Genomic DNA, 21,313 nt, shown 5'->3' with positions numbered 1-21,313 from the left:
ACCACCGTTGCCGGAGTGATTATGGTTCGCCTTGCTGCATTTGATATGGATGGAACGCTGCTGTTACCGACTCATCAGTTTGGGGAGCAAACTTTGTCGAGCCTGAGATCGCTGCAGGCGCACCCGGTACAGCTTGCTTTTGCTACCGGCCGGCACTTCCTGGAAATGCAGCCGCTGATGCAGCAGCACAATCTGCCTGCCTGGTTAATCAGCGGCAACGGGACCCGTGTTCACGATGCCGAGGGCGGACTGCTGTTTGGCTCCGATCTGCCACCGTCGGTTGCCCGTCAGGTGATCCACTGCCACTGGCAGACTAAAGCGAGTCTGCACGTTTTCAACGATGACGGCTGGTTTACCCAATTTGATGAGCCTGAAATTTTAGATGCGCATCAGTTGAGCGGCTTTAGCTACCATATTGCCGATCCTCGTACGTTGGCGGAGCATCAGGTCACTAAAATTTGTTTTCTCGGCGAGCATGATGATCTGTGCCAGCTGCTGATTCAGCTGCGTGAGGTGCTGGGAGACAGCGCTCATCTCTGCTTCTCGGCTAGCCACTGCCTGGAGGTGTTACCACTGGGTTGTAATAAGGGATCGGCGCTGACTCAGCTTACAAAGCATCTGGAGATAGAAATGGCAACCTGCATGGCCTTTGGCGATGCGATGAACGATCTGGAAATGCTGAATCAGGTTGGGTATGGCTTTGTCATGCAAAATGCCATGGCGCAGCTGAAAGCGCAGCTACCGCATTTACCGGTTATTGGAAATTGCGCGACGCAGGGAGTGTCGCATTATCTCAACCACTGGCTTAACACACCACATCTCGACTATTCCCCCGAATACTGAGACCCGTTTTCCAGTGTGCCGGACAAGATGTCCGGCTTTTTTATTTGTATTCAGCGTTGTATTGCTGCGGGCACAACCACTTTGCGTTTCTGTGCCGCGCCGCGATACAGCGTCAGTAAAATCCCCAACAGGAACGGCAGCAGCAGCAGTAAGGATTCTCGACTGATACTGCTGCCGTTAAGCCCGTTTTCCAGTGCGATGGCGATCAGCGGAAAGACCAGAAATACCAGCGAGGCCTGGAAAGGTCGCGCGACCTGTTGCAGCGCGAAGTAGCACAGTATCCCGCCGACACCCGCGACGAATCCCAGATAAGCAATTGCCATCAGCGCCTCGGGAGCAAACGCGTGAAAATCCGGTGATTCGCCAAGGCCGGTCAGCGTTAACAGCACCCCGGCGCCCAGGCAGGGAAGGGCGTTGTAACTCAGAACGGAAATCCCGGCGCAGCGTTTTTTACACTGTACATACATCAGTGCGTGGATCAGCACCGCCGCCACCAGCGCCAGGATACCTTTCAGCTGGCTTACCCCATTGGCCTGGGTTTCATGCCACAGAATGGTACTGAGTGCACCAAGACTGATTGCCAGCCCCAGCAGCTGCTGAAGTGATGTTTTTTCCCGCAGAAACAGCAGCGATGCTGCCAGCACCGCCGCAGGCATGGTGGCGAAAATAATCGCCGCCAGGCTGGAAGAGGTGTAACGCTCACCGTAGATCATCAGCGTAAAGGGGATGGCAAAGTAGAACAGCATAACGCAGAGCTGGAAACCGCGCTGACCTGCGGGGAACAGCAGCGGGGCGCGGCGATAGCGTGCCAGCAGCAGGAGTAGCGGTGCGGCACACAAAAAACGCAAACCGGTAGCGAAAATCGGAGGAACCGTGGCCACGGCGATTTTCATCGCCATCCATGTCGTCCCCCATGTCAGGGCAACGGCGCTAAAAAGCCCGGCAATAAGCAGGTTACGGTAAATATTCTTGTTCATCGTCATCATCCCTGAAATGGTCTGGAGTGGATTCAGATTAACTAAACCATCGGGGAAAAGGTTGCTATAATCATGCTGCTCACCAGACCAATGAGAGAAAATTTTGCTACAAAACCCGCTTGATAAAAAAGACCGCATGCTGCTGAACCTGCTACAGCAGGACTGCATGCTCTCGCTTCAGGCCCTGGCCGATGCGGTCAGCCTGACCACGACGCCCTGTTGGAAGCGCTTGAAAAGGCTTGAGGATGAGGGCTATATTCGCGGCCGGGTGGCGCTACTTGACGGTGAAAAGCTGGGCCTGGGGCTGACGGCGTTTGTGCTGATAAAAACCCAGCAGCACAGCAGCAGCTGGTTTCAGCAGTTTGTAACGTTAGTGCAGGCGATGCCTGAAGTGATGGGTTTTTATCGTATGGCAGGAGAATATGATTACCTGTTGAAGGTGCAGGTAGCCGATATGAAAAGCTACGATGGTTTTTACAAACGGCTGGTCAACGGTATTCCAGGCCTGATCGATGTCACTTCGAGTTTTGCCATGGAAGAGATAAAATACACCACCGCTTTGCCGGTTGCCCCCTGAACGGCAGCCGTCTTCTTTTCGGTCGATAATCAGGATATTTTGTGCGACTTTTCAGCCAGCTAAGTTGGTATTTCCTTCGTGAATGGCGGCGCTACGTGGGCGCCGTTCTGTTGCTCATCGTCATTGCGCTGCTGCAGCTGCTGCCGCCCCATATCGTTGGCACCATTGTTGACGGCGTTAGCCAGCAGCAGATGAGCCATCAGCGGCTGCTGGTGTGGGTGGGTGTCATGTTGCTTACTGCCGTGGTGGTCTACCTGCTGCGTTACGTCTGGCGCGTGCTGCTGTTTGGTGCCTCCTATCAGCTGGCGGTGGAGCTGCGTGAAGATTTCTATCGTCAGCTCAGTCGTCAGCATCCTGAATTCTATTTACGCCATCGCACCGGTGATCTGATTGCCCGCGCCACTAACGATGTTGACCGCGTGGTCTTTGCTGCCGGTGAGGGCGTGTTGACCCTGGTGGATTCGCTGGTAATGGGCTGTGCCGTGCTGATTGTGATGAGCACGCAGATCAGCTGGGAGCTGACGCTACTGGCGCTGCTGCCGATGCCGGTGATGGCGCTGGTGATTAAACGCTACGGCGATCAGCTGCATAACCGCTTTAAGCTGGCGCAGGCGGCCTTCTCCTCGTTAAACGATCAGACCCAGGAAAGCCTGACCAGCATTCGGATGATCAAAGCTTTTGGCCTGGAAGATCGCCAGTCGGCGCAGTTTGCCGACATTGCCCGTGATACCGGAGAAAAAAATCTGCGCGTTGCCCGGGTTGATGCCCGCTTTGATCCGACAATTTACGTGGCGATTGGCCTGTCGAATCTGCTGGCGATCGGCGGCGGTAGCTGGATGGTCTGGCACGGCGAGATAAGCCTCGGCCAGCTGACCAGCTTTGTGATGTACCTCGGCCTGATGATCTGGCCAATGCTGGCGCTGGCGTGGATGTTTAACATTGTTGAACGCGGTAGCGCCGCATGGAGCCGCATCAAAGCGATGCTGTCAGAAGCACCGACAGTCACCGACGGAACAACAGTTCTGCCGGAAGGGCGCGCGGAGTTGCGGGTAGCAATCGACGAGTTCCGCTATCCGGCCGCCGCTCAGCCCGCGTTGTCGGAAATTCATCTTAGCCTGGCTCCGGGACAGATGCTGGGGCTGTGTGGCCCGACTGGTTCCGGTAAAAGCACGGTGCTCGGCCTGATCCAGCGTCATTTTGATATCGATCGCGGGGATATCCGCTACCACGGTATTCCACTGACGGAGCTGCAGCTGGACAGCTGGCGCAGTCGCCTGGCGGTGGTCAGCCAGACGCCGTTCCTGTTTTCTGACACCATCGCCAATAATATTGCCCTCGGCAATCCGGGAGCGACTCAGGATGAGATCGAGCGGGCGGCAATGCTGGCCTCGGTTCACGATGATATTATACGCCTGCCAGCAGGCTATGAGACTGAAGTCGGGGAGCGCGGGGTAATGCTGTCCGGCGGGCAAAAGCAGCGCATTTCTATTGCCCGCGCACTGCTGCTCAATGCCGAAATTTTGGTACTGGATGACGCTCTGTCGGCTGTCGATGGTCGTACTGAACATCAGATCCTGCACAATCTGCGCAGCTGGGGTGAAGGGCGTACCATCATCATCAGTGCACACCGACTCTCCGCACTGACCGAAGCCAGTGAGATTCTGGTATTACAGCATGGCAAAATCGCCCAGCGCGGCAGCCATGAACAGCTGGCCGCTGCCAGCGGATGGTATCGTGATATGTATCGCTATCAGCAGCTGGAAGCCGCGCTGGACGAAGATGAATCAGAGCAGGAGGTGCCGCATGGCGAATGAAAACCGGCGGCTGTGGCCAACGCTTAAACGGCTTCTTTCCTATGGATCGCCGTGGCGCAAATCGCTAAGTCTGGCGGTGCTGATGCTGTGGGTGGCCGCAGCGGCGGAAGTGCTGGGACCGGTGCTGATTAGTTACTTTATTGACAATATGGTGGCGAAACATCATATGCCGCTGGGCCTGGCAGCAGGTCTGGTAACCAGCTTCCTGCTGCTGCAGCTACTGGCGGCGGCGCTGCATTACTGGCAGTCACTGCTGTTTAACCAGGCTGCGGTTGGCGTGGTGCAGCGCCTGCGTACCGACGTCATGGACGCCGCGCTGCGTCAGCCGCTCAGCGCGTTTGATACCCAGCCGGTCGGGCAAATCATATCCCGTGTCACTAACGATACCGAAGTCGTACGCGACTTGTACGTTACCGTGGTGGCGACCGTTTTGCGCAGCGCGGCGCTGGTGGGGGCAATGCTGGTGGCGATGTTCAGCCTCGACTGGCGCATGGCGCTGATTGCAATCGCAATTTTCCCGGCTGTGTTAATCGTTATGCTGATTTATCAACGCTACAGCACGCCAATTGTTCGCCGGGTGCGCAGCTATCTGGCAGACATCAACAACGGTTTTAATGAAGCGATCAACGGCATGAGCGTTATCCAGCAGTTCCGTCAGCAGGCGCGGTTTGGTGAGCGTATGGGGGCCGCCAGCCGCTCGCATTATCTGGCGAGGATGCAGACGCTGAGGCTGGATGGCTTTCTGCTGCGGCCATTGCTCAGCCTGTTTTCCGCGATGATCCTGTGTGGCCTGATGCTGCTGTTTGGCTTTTCGTCGGTGGGGGCAATTGAGGTCGGGGTACTTTACGCCTTTATTAATTACCTTGGTCGCCTTAATGAACCGCTTATCGAGCTGACGACTCAACAGTCGATGCTGCAGCAGGCAGTGGTGGCCGGTGAGCGCATCTTCGAACTGATGGATGCGCCGCGTCAGCCCTATGGCGACGATCCGCAGCCGCTGTCCAGCGGCAGCATTGCTATTCGCGACCTGACTTTTTCCTACCGTACCGGTAAGCCGGTGCTGACCGATATCAACCTGGAAGTCGCCCCGCGTGATTTCGTTGCGCTGGTTGGCCATACGGGGAGCGGTAAAAGTACGCTGGCTAATTTACTGATGGGCTACTATCCGCTCAGTAAAGGTGAAATCCTGCTGGATGGCCGCCCGCTGGAGTCACTCAGTCATGCGTCGCTGCGGCAGAGTGTGGCGATGGTACAACAGGACCCGGTCGTGCTGGCGGACACCTTCTTTGCTAACGTTACTCTGGGGCGGGATATCAGCGAACAGGCGGTCTGGCAGGCGCTGGAAACCGTGCAGCTGGCCTCACTGGCGCGAAGTATGAGCGACGGGATTTACACCCGACTGGGCGAGCAGGGGAACAATCTTTCCGTTGGGCAAAAACAGCTGTTGGCGATGGCGCGGGTACTGGTGGCAACGCCGAAGATCCTGATCCTGGATGAAGCCACCGCTAATATTGACTCGGGTACAGAGCAGGCGATTCAAAAGGCACTGCGTGCTATACGCCAGCAGACCACGCTGGTGGTGATTGCTCATCGCCTTTCCACTATCACCGAGGCGGATACGATCCTTGTACTGCACCGTGGGCAGGCAGTTGAACGCGGTAATCATCAACAGCTGCTGGCTGCCCAGGGACGCTACTGGCAAATGTACCAGCTACAGCTGGCGGGCGAAGAGCTGGCTGCCGCAGAGAGCTGATCTTTATGCAGCATCCTATGCACCAAATTCAGGCGAAAAAATAACCATTGCCCTGACTTAATGCACCGAACTTACGCAAAACGCACCGTTAAGGTGCGTTTTTTCTATACTCCTCTTACAGGCTTTCTGTTCGCGGTATCCCATCCCAGGCTGCGCTTCAGATCCGCACTGACTAATCACCTGAAAACTGCCTGTTTTTCATTTCTGGCACAGCCTTTGCTTTAGTAAATCCGTGTTCGTGAAACAACCGTATTCAATACTGGAGGGGATCGTATGAAGCTGGTTACCGTGGTAATCAAACCGTTCAAACTGGAAGACGTGCGTGAAGCACTGTCATCTATCGGCATTCAGGGTCTGACCGTGACGGAAGTTAAAGGTTTTGGCAGACAAAAAGGGCATGCAGAACTTTATCGCGGAGCTGAGTACAGCGTTAACTTCCTGCCAAAAGTAAAAATTGATATTGCGATTGCAGATGACCAGATCGATGAAGTGGTTGATGTAATTAGCAAAGCCGCCTACACCGGCAAAATTGGTGACGGGAAAATCTTTGTTGCAGAACTGCAGCGGGTGATCCGTATTCGCACCGGCGAAACTGACGAAGCAGCACTGTAATTCGGGGCTAAGAATTGTGATGGGATGGGATAAAATGAAGAAACTCGCTAAGTTTGGCCTTGCCAGCATTGCTCTGTTACCGTCGCTTGCCATGGCTGCCGCACCGGCGGTAGCGGATAAAGCCGACAACGCATTTATGATGATCTGCACCGCGCTGGTGCTGTTTATGACAATTCCGGGCATTGCGCTGTTTTACGGCGGTCTGATTCGCGGTAAAAACGTGCTGTCCATGCTGACCCAGGTGGCCATGACCTTCGCTATGGTCTGCGTTGTGTGGATGGTTTACGGATATTCTCTGGCCTTCAGCGAAGGCAACGCGTTCTTCGGCAGCTTTGACTGGGCGATGCTGAAAGGGATTGCGCCAACCACGCTGATGGGTTCCTTCTACCAGTACATCCACGTCGCGTTCCAGGCTTCCTTTGCCTGTATCACCGTGGGTCTGATTGTGGGTGCTATTGCTGAGCGTATCCGCTTTGCAGCCGTGCTGATTTTCGTACTGATCTGGCTGACCTTTGCTTACCTGCCAATTGCACACATGGTCTGGGCGGGCGGTTTCCTGGCTCAGGATGGCGCGCTGGACTTCGCGGGCGGCACTGTTGTACACATCAACGCTGCGGTAGCGGGTCTGGTCGGTGCTTACCTGCTGGGCAAACGTGCGGGCTTTGGTAAAGAAGCCTTTAAACCGCACAACCTGCCAATGGTGTTCACCGGTACTGCAATCCTGTACTTCGGCTGGTTTGGCTTCAACGCCGGTTCTGCAGGTACTGCGAACGAAATCGCCGGTCTGGCATTCCTTAACACCGTTGTAGCAACGGCGGGTGCAATGCTGACCTGGACCTTCGGAGAGTGGGCACTGCGCGGTAAACCTTCGCTGCTGGGCGTCAGTTCCGGTGCGATTGCGGGTCTGGTAGCGATTACCCCGGCCTGTGGTTACGTTGGCGTCGGTGGTGCTCTGATTATCGGTCTGGTCGGTGGTCTGGCTGGCCTGTGGGGTGTGACCACCCTGAAGAAATGGCTGCGTGTTGATGACCCATGTGATGTGTTCGGTGTTCACGGCGTCTGCGGTATTGTTGGCTGTATCCTGACCGGTGTGTTCGCATCTTCTTCACTGGGCGGCGTGGGTTATGCAGAAGGCGTGACTATGGGGCATCAGGTTTGGGTGCAGTTGGAAAGCGTTGCGCTGACCGTTGTCTGGACCGCTGTTGTCGCGTTTATCGGTTTCAAAGTGGCGGATATGATTGTTGGCCTGCGTGTTCCTGAAGACCAGGAGCGTGAAGGTCTGGACGTCAACAGCCACGGCGAGAATGCTTACAACCAGTAATCTGGTCGGGTAAGCAAAAAAAGGAAAGTAGTGCGCTAAAAATAAAAAATCTTGCGGGCCATTATGGCCCGCTTTTTTTGTGATACATCCCAGTAACACCGCAAACCCTCAAACCGTAAGTCCAGCGGCACGTCCGTGTTTTCGCTGATTCCCGTTGTCATTAGCGTCTGAGGTTGCCTTACTCGCGCTGGCGGATAACGCCTTCCTGCACCGTCGAAGCAACCAGCGTCCCCTGCTGGGTGTAGAACTCGCCGCGAACAAAACCACGGGCGCTGGAAGCCGAAGTGCTCTCCACGCTGTACAGCAGCCACTCATTGAGGTCAAACGGACGGTGGAACCACATGGAGTGGTCGATGGTCGCGACCTGCATACCCGGCTCAAGGAAGCCTTTACCGTGCGGTTGCAGCGATACCGGCAGGAAATTGAAATCGGACACATAGCCGAGCAGATACTGATGAATACGCTTATCTTCCGGCATCGTGCCGTTTGCGCGTATCCACAGGTGACGATAGGGTTCGTCCACGTGTCCTCTTAGCGGGTTATGAAATTTCACCGGGCGGATTTCAAACGGTTTTTCCGACAGGAATTTGTCGCGATAGGGGGCCGGGATATGTGGAGCAAGTTTGTGCGCGATTTCGTGCTCGGATGGCAAATCATCAGGTCCGGGGACCACCGGCATCGTTTTCTGATGCTCAAAGCCGCTTTCCGGGCCCTGGAATGAGGCGGTCATGTAAAAAATCGGTTTGCCATTTTGAACCGCCTTCACCCGGCGGGCGCTAAAGCTGTTGCCGTCCCTCAGGTTTTCCACATCGTAAATAATCGCCTTCTGACTGTCGCCAGGGCGTAGAAAGTAACTGTGAAAAGAGTGGATGATACGCTCGCTGGGAACAGTCTGTTTGGCGGCATAAAGCGCCTGGCCGACAACCTGGCCACCAAAGACCTGGCGCAGACCAAGATCTTCACTTTGCCCGCGGAATAAGCCCTCTTCCAGGCTTTCCAGATCGAGCAGATTTAATAAATTTTGCAGCGCCTGGCTCATATGCGGCTTCCTCTTAAAAATTTCAGTGCTCAGTTTGCGAGATCCGACCAGTTAGCGTCAACGCCTGTTTATGGGATCTGCGCAGTTCGTACGGAAAGAATGAAAATCGCTGGTAACAGGAAAAATCCAGCAACATGTGCCAGAATTAAAGCCTTACGGGCAGTAAAGCTCTGCCCCTGAACGGCATTATCGCGCCGTAGGGATCAAAAAGGAGAAGACATCCATGAAACTCTGGTTTGTATTGAGCAGTGCCGCCCTTGCTGTGGCAATCTCTGGCTGTGCGGACAAGAGCAAAGATGTGCCGACACCAACTTTGGGTTCGCAGGTACAGGGACAGCAGGCCGTTATCCAGCAGCCAAACGTGAGTGGTACGGTGTGGATACGTCAGCGGATCGCGCTGCCGCCTGATGCAGTGCTGACGGTCACGCTGTCAGATGCGTCACTGGCCGATGCACCGTCGAAGGTGCTCTCGCAGCGAGTTACGCGTACCGAAGGCAAGCAGGCACCGTTCCAGTTCGTGCTGCCGTTTAATCCGGCGGATGTGCAGCCGGGAGCTCGCATTCTGCTTAGCGCGGCGGTAACCCTGAATGGTAAAATGCTGTTTATTACCGATACCGTGAAGCAGGTGGTCACTACGGGCGGCACGCGACAGGATCTGACGCTGGTGCCGGTACCGTCAATGCCACTTCAGGCACAGGACGGGGCGGCCACCTCGGTGCCTTCAACGTCGCCTACACAGGTTACGCCTTCCTCGGCGGTTCCTGCACCAACCTCATACTGATTTAGCCGTTGACTCAAGCGCCCCTGCGGGGGCGTTACTAAGGCTTCCAGCGATAGCGCTTCAGATCGACTTTACCCTCTGGTGAGACCTCAATGCCTTCGGCTTCCAGCGCCAATCGCTGTCGGCTCAAATCATCACCCGTAAGCGAAATTTCCCCCATGCGGTTAATCACCCGATGCCAGGGGAGTTTGCTACCTTCCGGCAGGCGTTTCAGTACGCCGCCAACCTGACGTGCAGCTCTGGGTGAACCTGCCAGATGGGCAATCTCTCCGTAAGTGGTGACGGAACCGTAAGGGATAGCCGCAAGGATTTGAAAGATACGCTGGCGAAAGTTATCGTGTTCTGTGTCCAAATTCACTCCCTGGCCATAGCAGTAAACAGCAACTAATCGCGAAGCCGTTCAGAAAGGGATCAGTATAAAGGACAGATGCTGGTATTTGAGCTGATTAATCAGCGTGATTTGGTAAGTAATGAGGGAATATCACCCGTATTGTGCAAGAAACAAACGGTCATCGGAGGCTGGCTTGCAATTGCCCTGGGGTTCATTGATAATGCGCCTGCGCTTCGGTTATCCGAGGCCGTCAATGGGGGCCCTGTTGGTTCTCCCGCAATGCTAATTTGTGAATTCGGTCAGGTCCGGAAGGAAGCAGCCGTAACAAGTGACGCGTGTGCCGGGATGTAGCTGGCAGGGCCCCCACCCATTTCTGCTTTCGTAACTCTCTCCTTAGCTCTCGCCTTACCCTAATCACATTGAGACTCTCCTGAGATAAAAGCGGCATATCCGCGCATAACTTCATAATTTCTTATGTTTAACATGCTTGCCGGGTTTGAGAACGGTGTTATCAGCCACAGCACTGGCTGAGGATCATGACTGTACAGCATAAGAAATTGAACTACAGAATGGGCATTACTAACGTGGGGAATTAACGAGCATCGATTAAAGGCGACGATGTTGATTTAAACGAGCGAGAATCAGTGACGATTGCTGTTGAACGGTCTGTAAGTTGAATTTAATCATCTGCTCAACGTCTTACAAGCGATTGAACTCTACAAACTATGTTAAGAGTACAACCCTCATAGATTATTTGTGAAATGCTGGGATTAATTATAGTTCAGCTTGATGTCATACTCCTGGCAGACATCCTTTCTGCACATCAGCGGTTGATTTTAATGAATTCTGGGACAATCTTTGCGGTGTACTGCTGGTTGGACGTCGCCCGTTACGCCCTGGCCAGCTCTGCCCACGCTACTCTATTAAATCAAAATCATTTAAATGTTAGCGTACAAATTTCCACACGGAAACGGGGACTTTGTCATAAAGTTTATTCATGGTTAGTTCAGCAAGGCGATGATCGGCTGCTGAATAAAATATAGCCAATTCGTCATCAGATAATTCGTACTTGTTCTTTTCAATCACGCGCTCGAGGGTGTCAATAGAACGACAGCGTCTGAGGCGCATCAGATAATCAGTTTTAGTTAAAAGTTTGTCAGTCATCATTAAACCGTAAGGAGTAGTGGGTTACTAAAATGAATGGCTGGCCTGGATTTGGCCGGGCGCACACTCTTCTGCAAAAATGCTGAACAGGCGTTTTGCTGATTTTTGCCAACGCTGAAGGTCCTGTGCATTAATGCCGTAGTTGCTGAATAACATAAAAGTATCATCGAGATAATCGTCAATCTGTCCAATCAGATCGGTATCATCGACGTGCTTGATTTTGTAATTCATAGTAAAAGCAGCAATGTGCTCAATCAGATCATTAAGCTGCAGGTTGATGGCAGAAGTAGGATCGTTAACCCAGCCGTGGTGGCTGTCACCTAACGTTGCCATACTTTCATCATACAGGTTTTCACACAAGAATTTCAGCTGTGCAATATCATGCCTTCTCGGTGAGTATTCGTCCATCTTTTTCCCCTCCATCGCTAGAAAAACATGCTTATTAACAGCACTTTTATACTCGGTTGGCCAGGAAGTGATAATTACTCTTCAAATGAAACATCTATTTAAAATATAACTTAGTTTCATTTTTTTGTTAACTAATTGACTGATTATTACAATTCTTCTGACATAGAGTCCGGCTCGTTGTCTATGAAATCAAACCGCAATGCACCATCTGAAAGCACAAAGTTGACTGAACTATAAGTGGTTTCGTCTGAATCAATATCAAGACAGGCATTGAAGACGTTCCAAAGGAAACTATAGTTCATTTTATAACGCGATTGCCCCAAGTCTTCCAGAGAAATAACATTCAGACTATTCGGAACATAACGAGCATTAGGGGAATACCAAGTCAAATTTCCGACCAGCTCATCCTCTATTTTAGGAATGTTCTGTTTAATTTCCTCTATTAACTCTAGTGGAGTAATGACATTTTGACGATTTTTTAATGGTAAAGTTCTGTGCATTTTTCACCCTGAAGTTAATTGTTGCTAATAAAGATGACGCATTTTTACAGCTAAAGCCAATCAGTTGTCATTCTGGTTTAGCCTATCATTATGATTTGTCAATTGATTGTTATTTCTTGTTGACCCGTTTTTTTTCGAGTGGCTTCACGCTTGTTGAATTTTCTTTATATAAATCACTGCGAAACACGTTACGGCATAATGTAATACTTAGATACATTTTAATCTTATCAATTCGCCAATTTTAGCAGTAGATTTACGTTATGTTATAACATATTGAATGATGCTATGCGCTACCCATCCTCTCCTTTTTATCGATTCGGCACCCTGTTCAGTAGTCCTGCCTGGCTAAGAGCGATGCTATCCATCGTAGTGGTCCTGCTGCTTTTGTTGATGACAAAATGGGCGATCGCTTGATGATTACACTGAACAAACTCGTCGTTGGTTATCAACAGCGTGCTGTCACCCCTGAGCTGGTGGGTGAGTTTACCCAGGGAAGCATGACAGCACTGGTCGGCGATAACGGCAGCGGTAAATCGACGTTGTTAAAAACGCTGTGTGGCATGATCCCGCCGGTGAGTGGCAGTATCAGCCTGCCAACTCCGCGCCCAACGATTGCGTGGCTACCGCAGCATGCAGAACTTGAAAAAACGTTTCCCCTCACCGTGTTCGATCTGGTCGCGATGGGCTTCTGGCGGCAGTGCGGCTGGTTCGGCGCTATTAATCGTCAGCAAAGGAAACAGATTTTTGAGGCCCTGGAACGGGTCCGTATGTTGCCGTTTGTCGATGCATCGCCGGGTACGCTTTCTGGTGGGCAGCTGCAGCGTGTACTGTTTGCCCGCCTGCTGATCCAGGATGCTGAACTGTTGCTGTTAGATGAGCCGTTTAGCGGCGTAGACAGCGATACGATTGCTCTGCTTATCGAGCTGCTGGCGGAGCGCCATCGAGCCGGCTGCACGTTAATTGTCGTTCTGCACGATATGGCGACGGTCGCTAATCATTTCCCTCAGGTCCTGCGTTTAAAACCGAATCATAGCGAATGGTCCTGCCGTAGCTGCGGCGTGACGGGGCTGAAGTTTTCACGCAGCGCGGGGGAGCGAGCATGATACTTATTGAGCCTTTTATCGAATTTGGTTTCATGCGCCGTGCGCTGGTGGCCTGTGTCGCTCTTTCGATTAGTGCAACGCCACTCGGCGTTTTTTTACTGCTTCGACGTATGAGCCTGGTAGGGGATGCATTGTCCCACGCGGTGCTCCCCGGTGCGGCTATTGGCTATTTGATCTCGGGACTGTCTCTGGTGGCAATGGGTATCGGTGGTGCGATTGCCGGGCTGACGGTAGCACTGCTGTCCGGCGCGGTCAGCCGCTATACACCGCTGCGGGAAGATGCCAGTTTTGCCGGTTTCTATCTTGGTTCGCTGGCGCTAGGGGTTACGCTGGTTTCCCTGCGCGGTTCCAGTGTCGATCTGCTTCATGTTCTATTTGGTTCGCTGCTGGCCGTTGATGCGCCATCAATTTTGCTGGTCAGCAGTATCAGCGGCATTACGTTACTGGTGCTGGCATTCATCTATCGTCCATTAGTGATCGATGCTTTCGATCCTACGTTTCTTGCTGCGCAGAATCGCTGGACCTCGCCGCTGGTACACGGAATCTTTTTGATACTGGTGGTGATCAATCTGGTTGCGGGCTTCCAGGTGCTGGGAACGTTAATGAGCGTAGGTCTGATGATGCTGCCTGCTGCCAGTGCCCGCTTCTGGAGTCGCCATCTCTCCGGCACTCTCGCCGCCGCGATGCTGCTGGCAATAATTTCCAGTTTTAGCGGTCTTTGCGCCTCATTTTATCTCTCTCTGCCTGCCGGACCCGCCGTGGTACTGAGCGCGGCAGTACTGTTCTTTATCTCAATTTTATTTGGACCCTGCGGCGGTATTTTTTCCGTACGCAGAACATTGTCTATGGCGAAGGAGTAAAAATATGAAGAAGTTACCTTTGGCGCTGGCACTGTCAGCCCTGTTGGCCGCTCCGGCGGTGATGGCAAACACGGTACAGGCCGTGGCCAGTTTTAGCGTACTGGCTGATATCGTACAAAACGTCGGCGGTGAGCATGTGGTGGTCAAAAGTCTGGTCGGGCCAAATGGCGATCCGCACAGCTTTGAACCGACACCAAAGGACAGTCAGTCACTGGCTCATGCCGATTTAGTGTTTGTCAGCGGCCTTGGGATGGAGGGGTGGATGGATCGCCTGATTACTTCTTCTGGTTATAAAGGGCAGACCATTGTAGCTTCCAGCGGTATTAATACGCGAAAAATGGAAGAGGATGGCAAAACAATTACCGATCCTCATGCATGGAACAGCATGCAGAATGGTGTGATCTATGCGACTAATGTGATGAATGCGCTTATCGCCGCCGATCCAACGGATGCAGCCTACTTCCGCCAGCAGGGTAATGCCTATATTGAGCAGCTGAAAAAGCTGGATAGCTGGGCACAGCAGCAGTTCGCGCAGATCCCTCAATCGAAGCGCAAGGTATTAACCAGCCATGACGCGTTTGGCTATTTCGGCCAGCGATATGGCGTCAGCTTCCTGTCACCGGTCGGGTTTTCGACGGAATCTGAAGCCAGTGCATCAGATGTAGCCAGCCTGATTAACCAGCTTAAGAAAGAGAAGATTAACGCGTGGTTTATTGAGAATCAGACCGATCCTCGCCTGGTCAAACAGATTGCCTCTGCCACCGGCGCGAAACAGGGTGGAGAACTCTATCCGGAAGCCTTAACGGAAAAGGGCGGGGAAGCAGATAGCTACGTGGCCGCGTTTAAACATAACGTCACCGCGATGGTTGCCAGTATGAAATAAACTCAACAAGGCGGAGCGCCTGGCGATCCGCCTTGCCGTCAATCAGAATGAGCGATGGTAGTTGACCAGCGGCAGTACCGGAACGGTGGCATTGGTTGCAATATTAATGATGCCAATCTGCAATCCTTCGAGATTTTTGGTGGCGTTGACCAGACCAAACTGGAAGGACGTACTGTCGGAATAGTTAAACGCACCAATATCGGCGTTGGTGGTCCCTGAAGAGGCGTTCACTGCGCCAAAGTTGAAACCGTTGACGTTATGGGCCACGTTGACCACGCCAATGTTTCCTCCCTGCACATCGTTTGTCATATTGACCAGGCCAATGTTGGCCCCCTGCACGTTGTGCGACATGTTAACCGCACTGAAGTTGGCTCCCACGGTATCCTGCGACAGATTATACAGTGGCGAAATGTTCAAACCGGTAACGTTACCCGAAACGTTGACCAGGCCGAGGTTCAGACCTTCAATATTACCCTCGCTCCAGTTACCAAGAGCACCAATGTTGACGCCTGTGGCGTTACCGGTATGGTTAAGAAGACTGACGTTAACCCCGGTGCTATCACGCTGGGTCCAGTTAAACGGCGCAACGTTTATCCCCTGCATGTTGCCCGTGGTGTAGTTTCCAATCGCACCAAAGTTAATACCGCTCATATCGGCAGTTTGCGTTGCAATGCCCAGGTTAACCCCGGTGAACCGCTCTGCGCCACTGTACAAACCCAGGTTGAAACCGGTCATATCACCAACTTTGTTGGCAAGCCCGATGTTCACGCCATTGTCAGTACCGCCGTGCCAGTTAAACAGACCAATTGCAACACCGTTCATACCGTTTCGAATATGTGAACCGGCAACGGCACCGATCTGCAACCCGTTGAGCTGATCCAGTTCGCCGTAACCAAGGATTGGCAGGTCAAAACCATTTACGGTTCCGGTATTGCTGTACAGGAAGCTGCCGTGAAAACCATTCACTTCGTTATCATCTGGCAGGTTATTGAATGAGGAGAGTTGAATCGGAGTTGAAGCCATACTGGCAGCGGAAAACATAACGCATGACAAGGCTAATGCTAATGTTGAACGTTTCATTTTGATATCCCTATTTAATTATGATGCGTAACATTATTGAATGACAGGGGGTCATATAATGTAGTGCCACTACACTTCAGCAATCGCCAAATATCGGAGTAATCAATGTGATACTGCGATGGTGGGATGATGATGCTTCATATAAATTACTGATTTAACGATGATTTCTTTGACAAAAAATGCGCATAAACGCACCGTCAACGGAGGGCGTATTCGCATGGTAATCAGCTTAAATAGATGGATTTTCGAGAAAAAAATATTATTCAATGTGGAGGAGGCTGGTGATTGAAAATAAAAAGACACAAAAAAGGCGAACCCTTTGAAGATTCGCCTGGCACATTAAGTTCATTTTAACCTAGCGTTTTTTCTTTCTTCCCTGCACCGCTTTAAAGCGAGGGTTACTTTTACAGATCACAAATACCCGGCCGTGGCGGCGTACGATTTTGCAATCCTTGTGGCGTTTTTTGGCTGATGCCAGCGAGCTTAATACCTGCATCGTAATTCCTTTATTTCTTCATGACGTTAAGAATGCCACCAAAGCGCTGGCTGAAGCGCGCTGCGCTGCCTTCTTTAGCAAAGTCTTTCTGTTTGCCGGTGTAGTAAACGTGTGAGGCGGAAGAGACATCCAACGTTACGTAAGGCATAACTTTGCCATTATGTTCGATGGTGCGGTCGGTTTTAATGGTCGATCCCACCACAAAGTAAGCATCGGCCGTGGTGTCATGGAACACCACCTGACGGTAGGCAGGATGAATACCCTGTTTCATCATTCACTCCATTTGTTATGTTATACTATAACAATAGTATGCGCCGACGTTTTTGAAATTGCAACCGCAAAAAAAAAGAGGCCGCACAGGGCGGCCTCTAAAGGATTTCGACAAAGGTCGATTATTTGTGATGCTCAACCGGATGACTGTGCTCCAGTTCCTCTTTGTTCTTGCTAAAGCGACGGCGAACCACCACGAAGAACACGGGAACGAAGAAGATAGCCAGAACGGTTGCGGTAACCATACCACCCATTACGCCGGTACCTACGGCGTTCTGCGCGCCGGAACCGGCACCGGAACTGATCGCCAGCGGCAGTACGCCGAGGATAAATGCCAGTGAAGTCATCAGAATTGGACGCAGGCGCATACGTACCGCTTCCAGAGTTGACTCAACCAGCCCTTTTCCTTCCTTCTCCATCAGGTCCTTAGCGAACTCAACGATCAGGATGGCGTTTTTCGCCGATAGCCCTATGGTGGTCAACAGTCCCACCACAAAGTAAACGTCGTTACTCAGCCCACGCAGTGTGGTAAAGAGCAGTGCCCCGACAACACCCAGTGGAACGACCAGCATTACCGAGAACGGAATCGACCAGCTCTCGTACAGTGCTGCCAGACAGAGGAACACGACGATCAGTGAGATGGCGTACAGGGCAGGGGCCTGGTTTCCAGACAGACGTTCCTGATAGGACATGCCGGTCCACTCATAGCCGATACCCGTTGGCAGTTTAGCCGCCAGCTCTTCCATCAGGTTCATAGCATCACCCGAGCTTTTGCCCGGTGCGGGTTGGCCCAACAGCTCCATCGAAGGCAAGCCGTTGTAGCGTTCCAGACGCGGCGAACCGTAGATCCACTTACCGGTGGTAAAGGTGCTGAATGGCACCATTTCACCGCTGGTTGAGCGCACATACCAGTTACCGATATCGCTCGGTAACATACGGTAAGGGGCTTCACCCATCACGTACACTTTTTTCACGCGGCCGCGGTCAATGAAGTCATTAACGTAGGAACCGCCCCAGGTTGCGGCCAGCGTGGTGTTGATATCAGAGAGCGATACCCCCATTGCGCGGGCTTTTTCCTGGTCGATAGTCAGTTTGTACTGAGGGGTATCTTCCAGGCCGTTAGGGCGCACGCCAACCAGCGTATCCGGGTGCTGTCCAATCATGCCCAGCAGCTGGTTACGAGCTTCGGTCAGTTTTTCATGACCCAGGCCGGCTTTATCGGTCAGCTGGAAGTCGAAGCCGGTAGCGGTACCCAGCTCAACGATTGCTGGCAGGTTAAATGGAATCACCATGGCATCTTTAATTGATGACAAGGCTCCCATCGCTCTGGCGGCAATGGCCGGTACTTTATTGTCTGAGCTGCTTCGTTCATCCCAGTCCTTAAGACTGATAAACGCGATACCGGTGTTCTGCCCACGTCCTGCGAAGCCAAAGCCGTTAACGGTAAACACGGAGTTCACGTTAGCTTTTTCTTTGGTCAGATAGTAGTCAGTCACCTGGTCCAGCACTTTCTGGGTTCGTTCCTGAGTGGCACCAGCAGGGAGCTGAGCCATCGTCAGCAACACGCCCTGATCTTCTTCAGGAAGGAAGGAGGTAGGCAGACGCAGGAACAGGAAAGCCATGCCGACGACGATCAACAGATAGATAACCAAATAACGTCCGGTACTGCGAACGATATGGCCTACGCTATCCGTATAGTGCTGAGTACTCTTATCAAACAGACGGTTGAACCAGCCAAAGAACCCGGTGGTTTTACCGTGATCGCCTTTAGCGATCGGTTTCAGCATCGTGGCGCAAAGCGCTGGAGTCAGGATCAGTGCAACAATCACCGACAGCACCATCGCGGAAACGATGGTTATCGAGAACTGACGGTAGATAACCCCCGTTGACCCGCCAAAGAAGGCCATTGGGATAAATACCGCAGACAGCACCAGGGCGATACCCACCAGGGCACCCTGTATCTGGTCCATCGATTTTCGCGTGGCTTCCTTCGGCGGCAGGCCGTCTTCAACCATCACGCGTTCAACGTTCTCGACCACAACGATGGCGTCATCTACCAGCAGGCCTATCGCCAGCACCATACCAAACATCGTCAGGGTGTTTATCGAGTAGCCGAAGGCGCTGATAATGGCAAACGTACCCAGCAGTACTACCGGTACCGCGATGGTTGGAATCAACGTAGCGCGGAAGTTCTGCAGGAACAGATACATCACCAGGAACACCAGCACGATCGCTTCAACGAGCGTTTTAACCACTTCATTAATCGAAATTTTAACGAAAGGCGTGGTGTCGTACGGATAAACCACTTTCAGGCCGGACGGGAAGAACGGTTCCAGCTTGGCCAGTTCAGCTTTAACGGCAGAAGCCGTGTCCAGTGCGTTTGCACCGGTCGCCAGCTTAATCCCCAGACCAGAAGCGGGTTTACCGTTGAAGCGGGCGATGATTTCATAGTTTTCCCCGCCCAGTTCGATCTGCGCAACATCTTTCAGACGAACCTGCGAACCATCGGTATTCACCTTCAGCAAAATATTGCCGAACTCTTCAGCCGAAGTCAGACGCGTCTGCGCAATGATTGAGGCGTTAAGCTGTTGCCCCTTCACCGGCGGTGACCCACCAAGCTGACCTGCCGCGACCTGGGAGTTCTGCGTATTGATTGCGCTGATCACATCCACGGGTGTTAGCTGGAAGTTATTCAGTTTATGCGGGTCCATCCAGACGCGCATCGCGTACTGTGCACCGAACAGCTGCGTATCGCCGACGCCCGGCACACGACTGATCGGGTCTTTAACGTTTGACCCGATGTAGTCGGAGATGTCGTTCTGCGTCATGGTGCCGTCTTCGTTAATGAAGCCGGCAACCATCAGGAAGCTGCTGGAGGATTTCTGAACGCGAATACCCTGCTGCTGTACTTCCTGCGGCAGCAGTGGCATAGCCAACTGCAGCTTATTCTGTACCTGAACCTGAGCGATATCGGCATTGGTACCGGACTCAAAGGTCAGCGTCAGCTGCAACGTACCCGTTGAGTCACTGCTTGAGCCCATATACATCAGGCCGTCAATGCCGTTCATATTTTGTTCGATAACCTGCGTGACGGAGTCCTGCAAGGTTTTCGCGTCAGCACCTGGGTAGGTTGCAGAGATCTCAATTGCCGGCGGTGCAACGTTAGGATATTGCTCAATCGGCAGTTTCAGGATCGACAGTGCGCCCGCCAGCATAATAATGATGGCGATAACCCAGGCGAAGATCGGGCGATCGATAAAAAACTTAGCCATGAATCAGTGGCTCCTGTTAAGACTTGCTTTGTTCAGACTGCGCCTGAGGCTGAGCTGCGGCTTTGGAGCTGTCTTCGCTAACTTCCTGTGGCGTTACGGCCGCACCTGGTCTTACACGCTGCAGTCCGGTTACAATCACTTTGTCACCGTCTTTCAGTCCACCGGTAACCAGCCACTTGTCGCCAATGGCCTGATCGGCAGTCAGATTACGCACTTCAACCTTGTTGTCCGCACCCACTACCATTGCCGTAGCCTGACCGGTTGGTGTACGGGTCACGCCCTGCTGTGGAACCAGCAGCGCATTCGGGTTGGTGCCTTCATCCAGACGTGCACGAACAAACATGCCCGGCAGCAGACTGTGGTCCGGGTTAGGGAACACGGCACGCAGCGTGATAGAACCGGTGGTTTCATCGACGGTGACATCAGAGAATTCTAATGTACCGTTCTGCCCGTACTCGCTACCATTCTGCATCAACAGCTTGACTTCAGCTTTACCGTTTGCCTGTTGCAGCGTGCCGGCATTCAGTTCATTGCGCAGACGGATAAAGTCTTCGCTTGACTGAGTAACATCGACATAAATTGGGTCCAGCTGCTGAACGGTAGCCAGAGCGGTCGTCTGACCACTGGTCACCAGCGCACCTTCGGTAACGGATGATTTACCAATACGACCGCTGATAGGTGAAGTGACCTTGGTGTAAGCAAGGTTAATGCGAGCGCTTTCCACAGCGGCCTGCGCGGCCTGTACCGCTGCAGCGGTCTGGCTCTGCGTGGCAATCGCCTGATCATAGTCCTGCTGGCTGATGTACTTAGTACCCAGCAGAGGCTTGTAGCGTTTTACAGTCAGGCTGGCGATTTGTGCATTAGCCTGGGCCTGAGCAAGATCGCCCTTCGCGCTGTCCCATGCGGCTTTGTAGGTCGCTGGGTCAATTTGATAGAGGGATTCACCCGCCTTAATGTCGCTACCTTCAACAAAATTGCGTTTCAGAATAATGCCAGAAACCTGCGGGCGAACTTCTGCGATACGGAAAGATGAGGTACGACCTGGCAGGTCGGTAGTAATTTTTAGTGGGGCACTTTTCAGCGTGACGATACCCACTTCAGGTGCCTGTTGTTGCCCAGCCTGTTGTTGCTCTTTGTTGTCGCATCCTGTCAGAACCAGGGTGCCTGAAAGCATCAGAACGGCTGCCAGAGGCGTTAGCCCTCTGTTTTTGTTCATAAATAAACCTCGA

At 52.6% G+C, this 21,313-nt stretch carries 21 protein-coding genes and 1 other RNA gene; 11 read left to right on the top strand and 11 right to left on the bottom strand.

The features are described 5' to 3' along the window. Positions 1 to 21: 21 nt before the first annotated feature. Positions 22 to 843 carry an HMP-PP phosphatase gene (cof, locus tag JOE09_RS09015; RefSeq protein ID WP_205065525.1) on the top strand — a complete coding sequence of 274 codons (822 nt, stop codon included), beginning with the start codon at positions 22 to 24 and terminating at the stop codon, positions 841 to 843. Between the two features lie 50 nt (positions 844 to 893). Here the strand turns inward: cof and JOE09_RS09010 are convergent, their stop codons facing one another. Further along, on the bottom strand, positions 894 to 1,820 hold the full coding sequence (locus tag JOE09_RS09010) for a DMT family transporter (RefSeq protein WP_205065524.1): 927 nt from the start codon (positions 1,818 to 1,820) through the stop codon (positions 894 to 896). Positions 1,821 to 1,923: 103 nt separating this feature from the next. On the opposite strand from JOE09_RS09010, the gene JOE09_RS09005 reads away from it, so the two are divergent. From JOE09_RS09005 to amtB, 5 genes are all read left to right on the top strand, one after another. Next, on the top strand, positions 1,924 to 2,397 hold the full coding sequence (locus tag JOE09_RS09005; RefSeq protein WP_200545374.1) for an Lrp/AsnC family transcriptional regulator: 474 nt from the start codon (positions 1,924 to 1,926) through the stop codon (positions 2,395 to 2,397). A 41-nt stretch (positions 2,398 to 2,438) separates the two neighbouring features. Then, complete coding sequence (locus tag JOE09_RS09000; protein ID WP_205065523.1) at positions 2,439 to 4,211, top strand: SmdA family multidrug ABC transporter permease/ATP-binding protein; 1,773 nt, start codon at positions 2,439 to 2,441, stop codon at positions 4,209 to 4,211. Continuing rightward, a complete protein-coding gene (locus JOE09_RS08995) occupies positions 4,201 to 5,964 on the top strand; it encodes a SmdB family multidrug efflux ABC transporter permease/ATP-binding protein (RefSeq protein ID WP_205065522.1) in 1,764 nt (587 codons plus the stop codon). The genes JOE09_RS09000 and JOE09_RS08995 overlap by 11 nt, the downstream gene beginning before the upstream one ends. A 273-nt stretch (positions 5,965 to 6,237) precedes the next feature. Then, positions 6,238 to 6,576, top strand: a complete 339-nt coding sequence (gene glnK / locus JOE09_RS08990) for a P-II family nitrogen regulator (RefSeq protein WP_105590813.1) — start codon at positions 6,238 to 6,240, stop codon at positions 6,574 to 6,576. A gap of 19 nt (positions 6,577 to 6,595) precedes the next feature. After that, on the top strand, positions 6,596 to 7,897 hold the full coding sequence (gene amtB / locus JOE09_RS08985; RefSeq protein ID WP_200545519.1) for an ammonium transporter AmtB: 1,302 nt from the start codon (positions 6,596 to 6,598) through the stop codon (positions 7,895 to 7,897). Positions 7,898 to 8,075: 178 nt separating this feature from the next. On the opposite strand, the gene tesB is transcribed toward amtB, so the two are convergent. Then, on the bottom strand, positions 8,076 to 8,936 hold the full coding sequence (gene tesB / locus JOE09_RS08980) for an acyl-CoA thioesterase II (protein WP_105590814.1): 861 nt from the start codon (positions 8,934 to 8,936) through the stop codon (positions 8,076 to 8,078). A gap of 223 nt (positions 8,937 to 9,159) precedes the next feature. Here tesB and JOE09_RS08975 point away from each other — a divergent pair, with 223 nt between their 5' ends. Next, positions 9,160 to 9,717, top strand: a complete 558-nt coding sequence (locus tag JOE09_RS08975) for a YbaY family lipoprotein (RefSeq protein WP_205065521.1) — start codon at positions 9,160 to 9,162, stop codon at positions 9,715 to 9,717. Positions 9,718 to 9,754: 37 nt separating this feature from the next. Here the strand turns inward: JOE09_RS08975 and JOE09_RS08970 are convergent, their stop codons facing one another. Further along, the gene (locus tag JOE09_RS08970) at positions 9,755 to 10,069 is read right to left on the bottom strand and encodes an MGMT family protein (RefSeq protein WP_200545379.1); all 315 of its coding nucleotides are present in this window, start codon (positions 10,067 to 10,069) and stop codon (positions 9,755 to 9,757) included. Positions 10,070 to 10,311: 242 nt separating this feature from the next. Here JOE09_RS08970 and ffs point away from each other — a divergent pair. Further along, positions 10,312 to 10,408, top strand: an RNA gene (gene ffs / locus JOE09_RS08965) — signal recognition particle sRNA small type. A 585-nt stretch (positions 10,409 to 10,993) separates the two neighbouring features. Here the strand turns inward: ffs and JOE09_RS08960 are convergent. The 3 genes from JOE09_RS08960 to JOE09_RS08950 form a co-directional block, all read right to left on the bottom strand. Further along, positions 10,994 to 11,212 carry an HHA domain-containing protein gene (locus JOE09_RS08960; RefSeq protein WP_105591157.1) on the bottom strand — a complete coding sequence of 73 codons (219 nt, stop codon included), beginning with the start codon at positions 11,210 to 11,212 and terminating at the stop codon, positions 10,994 to 10,996. Positions 11,213 to 11,239: 27 nt separating this feature from the next. Then, entirely contained in the window at positions 11,240 to 11,620 is a 381-nt protein-coding gene (gene tomB / locus JOE09_RS08955; protein WP_200545380.1) for an Hha toxicity modulator TomB, read from the bottom strand. Between the two features lie 146 nt (positions 11,621 to 11,766). Beyond that, positions 11,767 to 12,120 (bottom strand): hypothetical protein, encoded by a 354-nt coding sequence (locus JOE09_RS08950; RefSeq protein ID WP_205065520.1) that lies wholly within the window; start codon positions 12,118 to 12,120, stop codon positions 11,767 to 11,769. Positions 12,121 to 12,533: 413 nt separating this feature from the next. Here JOE09_RS08950 and JOE09_RS08945 point away from each other — a divergent pair, with 413 nt between their 5' ends. From JOE09_RS08945 to JOE09_RS08935, 3 genes are read left to right on the top strand one after another with little or no spacing between them, the layout of a single operon-like run. After that, the gene (locus tag JOE09_RS08945; protein ID WP_200545382.1) at positions 12,534 to 13,223 is read left to right on the top strand and encodes a metal ABC transporter ATP-binding protein; all 690 of its coding nucleotides are present in this window, start codon (positions 12,534 to 12,536) and stop codon (positions 13,221 to 13,223) included. Then, positions 13,220 to 14,083: a metal ABC transporter permease gene (locus JOE09_RS08940; protein WP_105590820.1), complete on the top strand. Its 864-nt coding sequence runs from the start codon at positions 13,220 to 13,222 to the stop codon at positions 14,081 to 14,083. The genes JOE09_RS08945 and JOE09_RS08940 overlap by 4 nt, the downstream gene beginning before the upstream one ends. A 4-nt stretch (positions 14,084 to 14,087) precedes the next feature. Further along, the gene (locus tag JOE09_RS08935) at positions 14,088 to 14,966 is read left to right on the top strand and encodes a metal ABC transporter substrate-binding protein (protein WP_205065519.1); all 879 of its coding nucleotides are present in this window, start codon (positions 14,088 to 14,090) and stop codon (positions 14,964 to 14,966) included. Positions 14,967 to 15,008: 42 nt separating this feature from the next. Here the strand turns inward: JOE09_RS08935 and JOE09_RS08930 are convergent, their stop codons facing one another. The 5 genes from JOE09_RS08930 to JOE09_RS08910 all read right to left on the bottom strand — a co-directional run bounded on the left by JOE09_RS08930 (position 15,009) and on the right by JOE09_RS08910 (position 21,300). Further along, complete coding sequence (locus tag JOE09_RS08930) at positions 15,009 to 15,989, bottom strand: LA_2272 family surface repeat-containing protein (protein WP_239552997.1); 981 nt, start codon at positions 15,987 to 15,989, stop codon at positions 15,009 to 15,011. A gap of 412 nt (positions 15,990 to 16,401) precedes the next feature. Further along, positions 16,402 to 16,542 (bottom strand): type B 50S ribosomal protein L36, encoded by a 141-nt coding sequence (gene ykgO / locus JOE09_RS08925; RefSeq protein ID WP_071997379.1) that lies wholly within the window; start codon positions 16,540 to 16,542, stop codon positions 16,402 to 16,404. A gap of 10 nt (positions 16,543 to 16,552) precedes the next feature. Then, positions 16,553 to 16,813, bottom strand: coding sequence for a type B 50S ribosomal protein L31 (locus JOE09_RS08920; protein WP_205065641.1), 261 nt, complete (start codon positions 16,811 to 16,813; stop codon positions 16,553 to 16,555). 121 nt (positions 16,814 to 16,934) lie between these two features. Further along, positions 16,935 to 20,084, bottom strand: coding sequence for a multidrug efflux RND transporter permease subunit AcrB (acrB, locus tag JOE09_RS08915; RefSeq protein WP_205065517.1), 3,150 nt, complete (start codon positions 20,082 to 20,084; stop codon positions 16,935 to 16,937). A 16-nt stretch (positions 20,085 to 20,100) separates the two neighbouring features. Next, positions 20,101 to 21,300: an efflux RND transporter periplasmic adaptor subunit gene (locus JOE09_RS08910; RefSeq protein WP_205065516.1), complete on the bottom strand. Its 1,200-nt coding sequence runs from the start codon at positions 21,298 to 21,300 to the stop codon at positions 20,101 to 20,103. Positions 21,301 to 21,313 lie beyond the last annotated feature (13 nt).

It is taken from the genome of Pantoea coffeiphila (assembly GCF_016909495.1).
Classification (GTDB): Bacteria; Pseudomonadota; Gammaproteobacteria; order Enterobacterales; family Enterobacteriaceae; genus Erwinia; species Erwinia coffeiphila.
Note: the sequence above shows the minus strand (reverse complement) of the source record. Positions and strands in the feature narration are given on the sequence as shown.

What these genes read in the sequence shown, in the direction of transcription:
- JOE09_RS08945 (WP_200545382.1), top strand. Translation starts at nt 12,534, where the DNA reads ATGATTACACTGAACAAACTCGTCGTTGGTTATCAACAGCGTGCTGTC.
- JOE09_RS08930 (WP_239552997.1), bottom strand. Translation starts at nt 15,989, where the DNA reads ATGGCTTCAACTCCGATTCAACTCTCCTCATTCAATAACCTGCCAGAT.
- JOE09_RS08995 (WP_205065522.1), top strand. Translation starts at nt 4,201, where the DNA reads ATGGCGAATGAAAACCGGCGGCTGTGGCCAACGCTTAAACGGCTTCTT.
- glnK (WP_105590813.1), top strand. Translation starts at nt 6,238, where the DNA reads ATGAAGCTGGTTACCGTGGTAATCAAACCGTTCAAACTGGAAGACGTG.
- JOE09_RS08960 (WP_105591157.1), bottom strand. Translation starts at nt 11,212, where the DNA reads ATGACTGACAAACTTTTAACTAAAACTGATTATCTGATGCGCCTCAGA.
- amtB (WP_200545519.1), top strand. Translation starts at nt 6,596, where the DNA reads ATGGGATGGGATAAAATGAAGAAACTCGCTAAGTTTGGCCTTGCCAGC.
- JOE09_RS08950 (WP_205065520.1), bottom strand. Translation starts at nt 12,120, where the DNA reads ATGCACAGAACTTTACCATTAAAAAATCGTCAAAATGTCATTACTCCA.
- tesB (WP_105590814.1), bottom strand. Translation starts at nt 8,936, where the DNA reads ATGAGCCAGGCGCTGCAAAATTTATTAAATCTGCTCGATCTGGAAAGC.
- tomB (WP_200545380.1), bottom strand. Translation starts at nt 11,620, where the DNA reads ATGGACGAATACTCACCGAGAAGGCATGATATTGCACAGCTGAAATTC.
- JOE09_RS08920 (WP_205065641.1), bottom strand. Translation starts at nt 16,813, where the DNA reads ATGAAACAGGGTATTCATCCTGCCTACCGTCAGGTGGTGTTCCATGAC.
- JOE09_RS08935 (WP_205065519.1), top strand. Translation starts at nt 14,088, where the DNA reads ATGAAGAAGTTACCTTTGGCGCTGGCACTGTCAGCCCTGTTGGCCGCT.
- JOE09_RS08975 (WP_205065521.1), top strand. Translation starts at nt 9,160, where the DNA reads ATGAAACTCTGGTTTGTATTGAGCAGTGCCGCCCTTGCTGTGGCAATC.
- JOE09_RS09010 (WP_205065524.1), bottom strand. Translation starts at nt 1,820, where the DNA reads ATGAACAAGAATATTTACCGTAACCTGCTTATTGCCGGGCTTTTTAGC.
- ykgO (WP_071997379.1), bottom strand. Translation starts at nt 16,542, where the DNA reads ATGCAGGTATTAAGCTCGCTGGCATCAGCCAAAAAACGCCACAAGGAT.
- JOE09_RS08940 (WP_105590820.1), top strand. Translation starts at nt 13,220, where the DNA reads ATGATACTTATTGAGCCTTTTATCGAATTTGGTTTCATGCGCCGTGCG.
- JOE09_RS08910 (WP_205065516.1), bottom strand. Translation starts at nt 21,300, where the DNA reads ATGAACAAAAACAGAGGGCTAACGCCTCTGGCAGCCGTTCTGATGCTT.
- cof (WP_205065525.1), top strand. Translation starts at nt 22, where the DNA reads ATGGTTCGCCTTGCTGCATTTGATATGGATGGAACGCTGCTGTTACCG.
- acrB (WP_205065517.1), bottom strand. Translation starts at nt 20,084, where the DNA reads ATGGCTAAGTTTTTTATCGATCGCCCGATCTTCGCCTGGGTTATCGCC.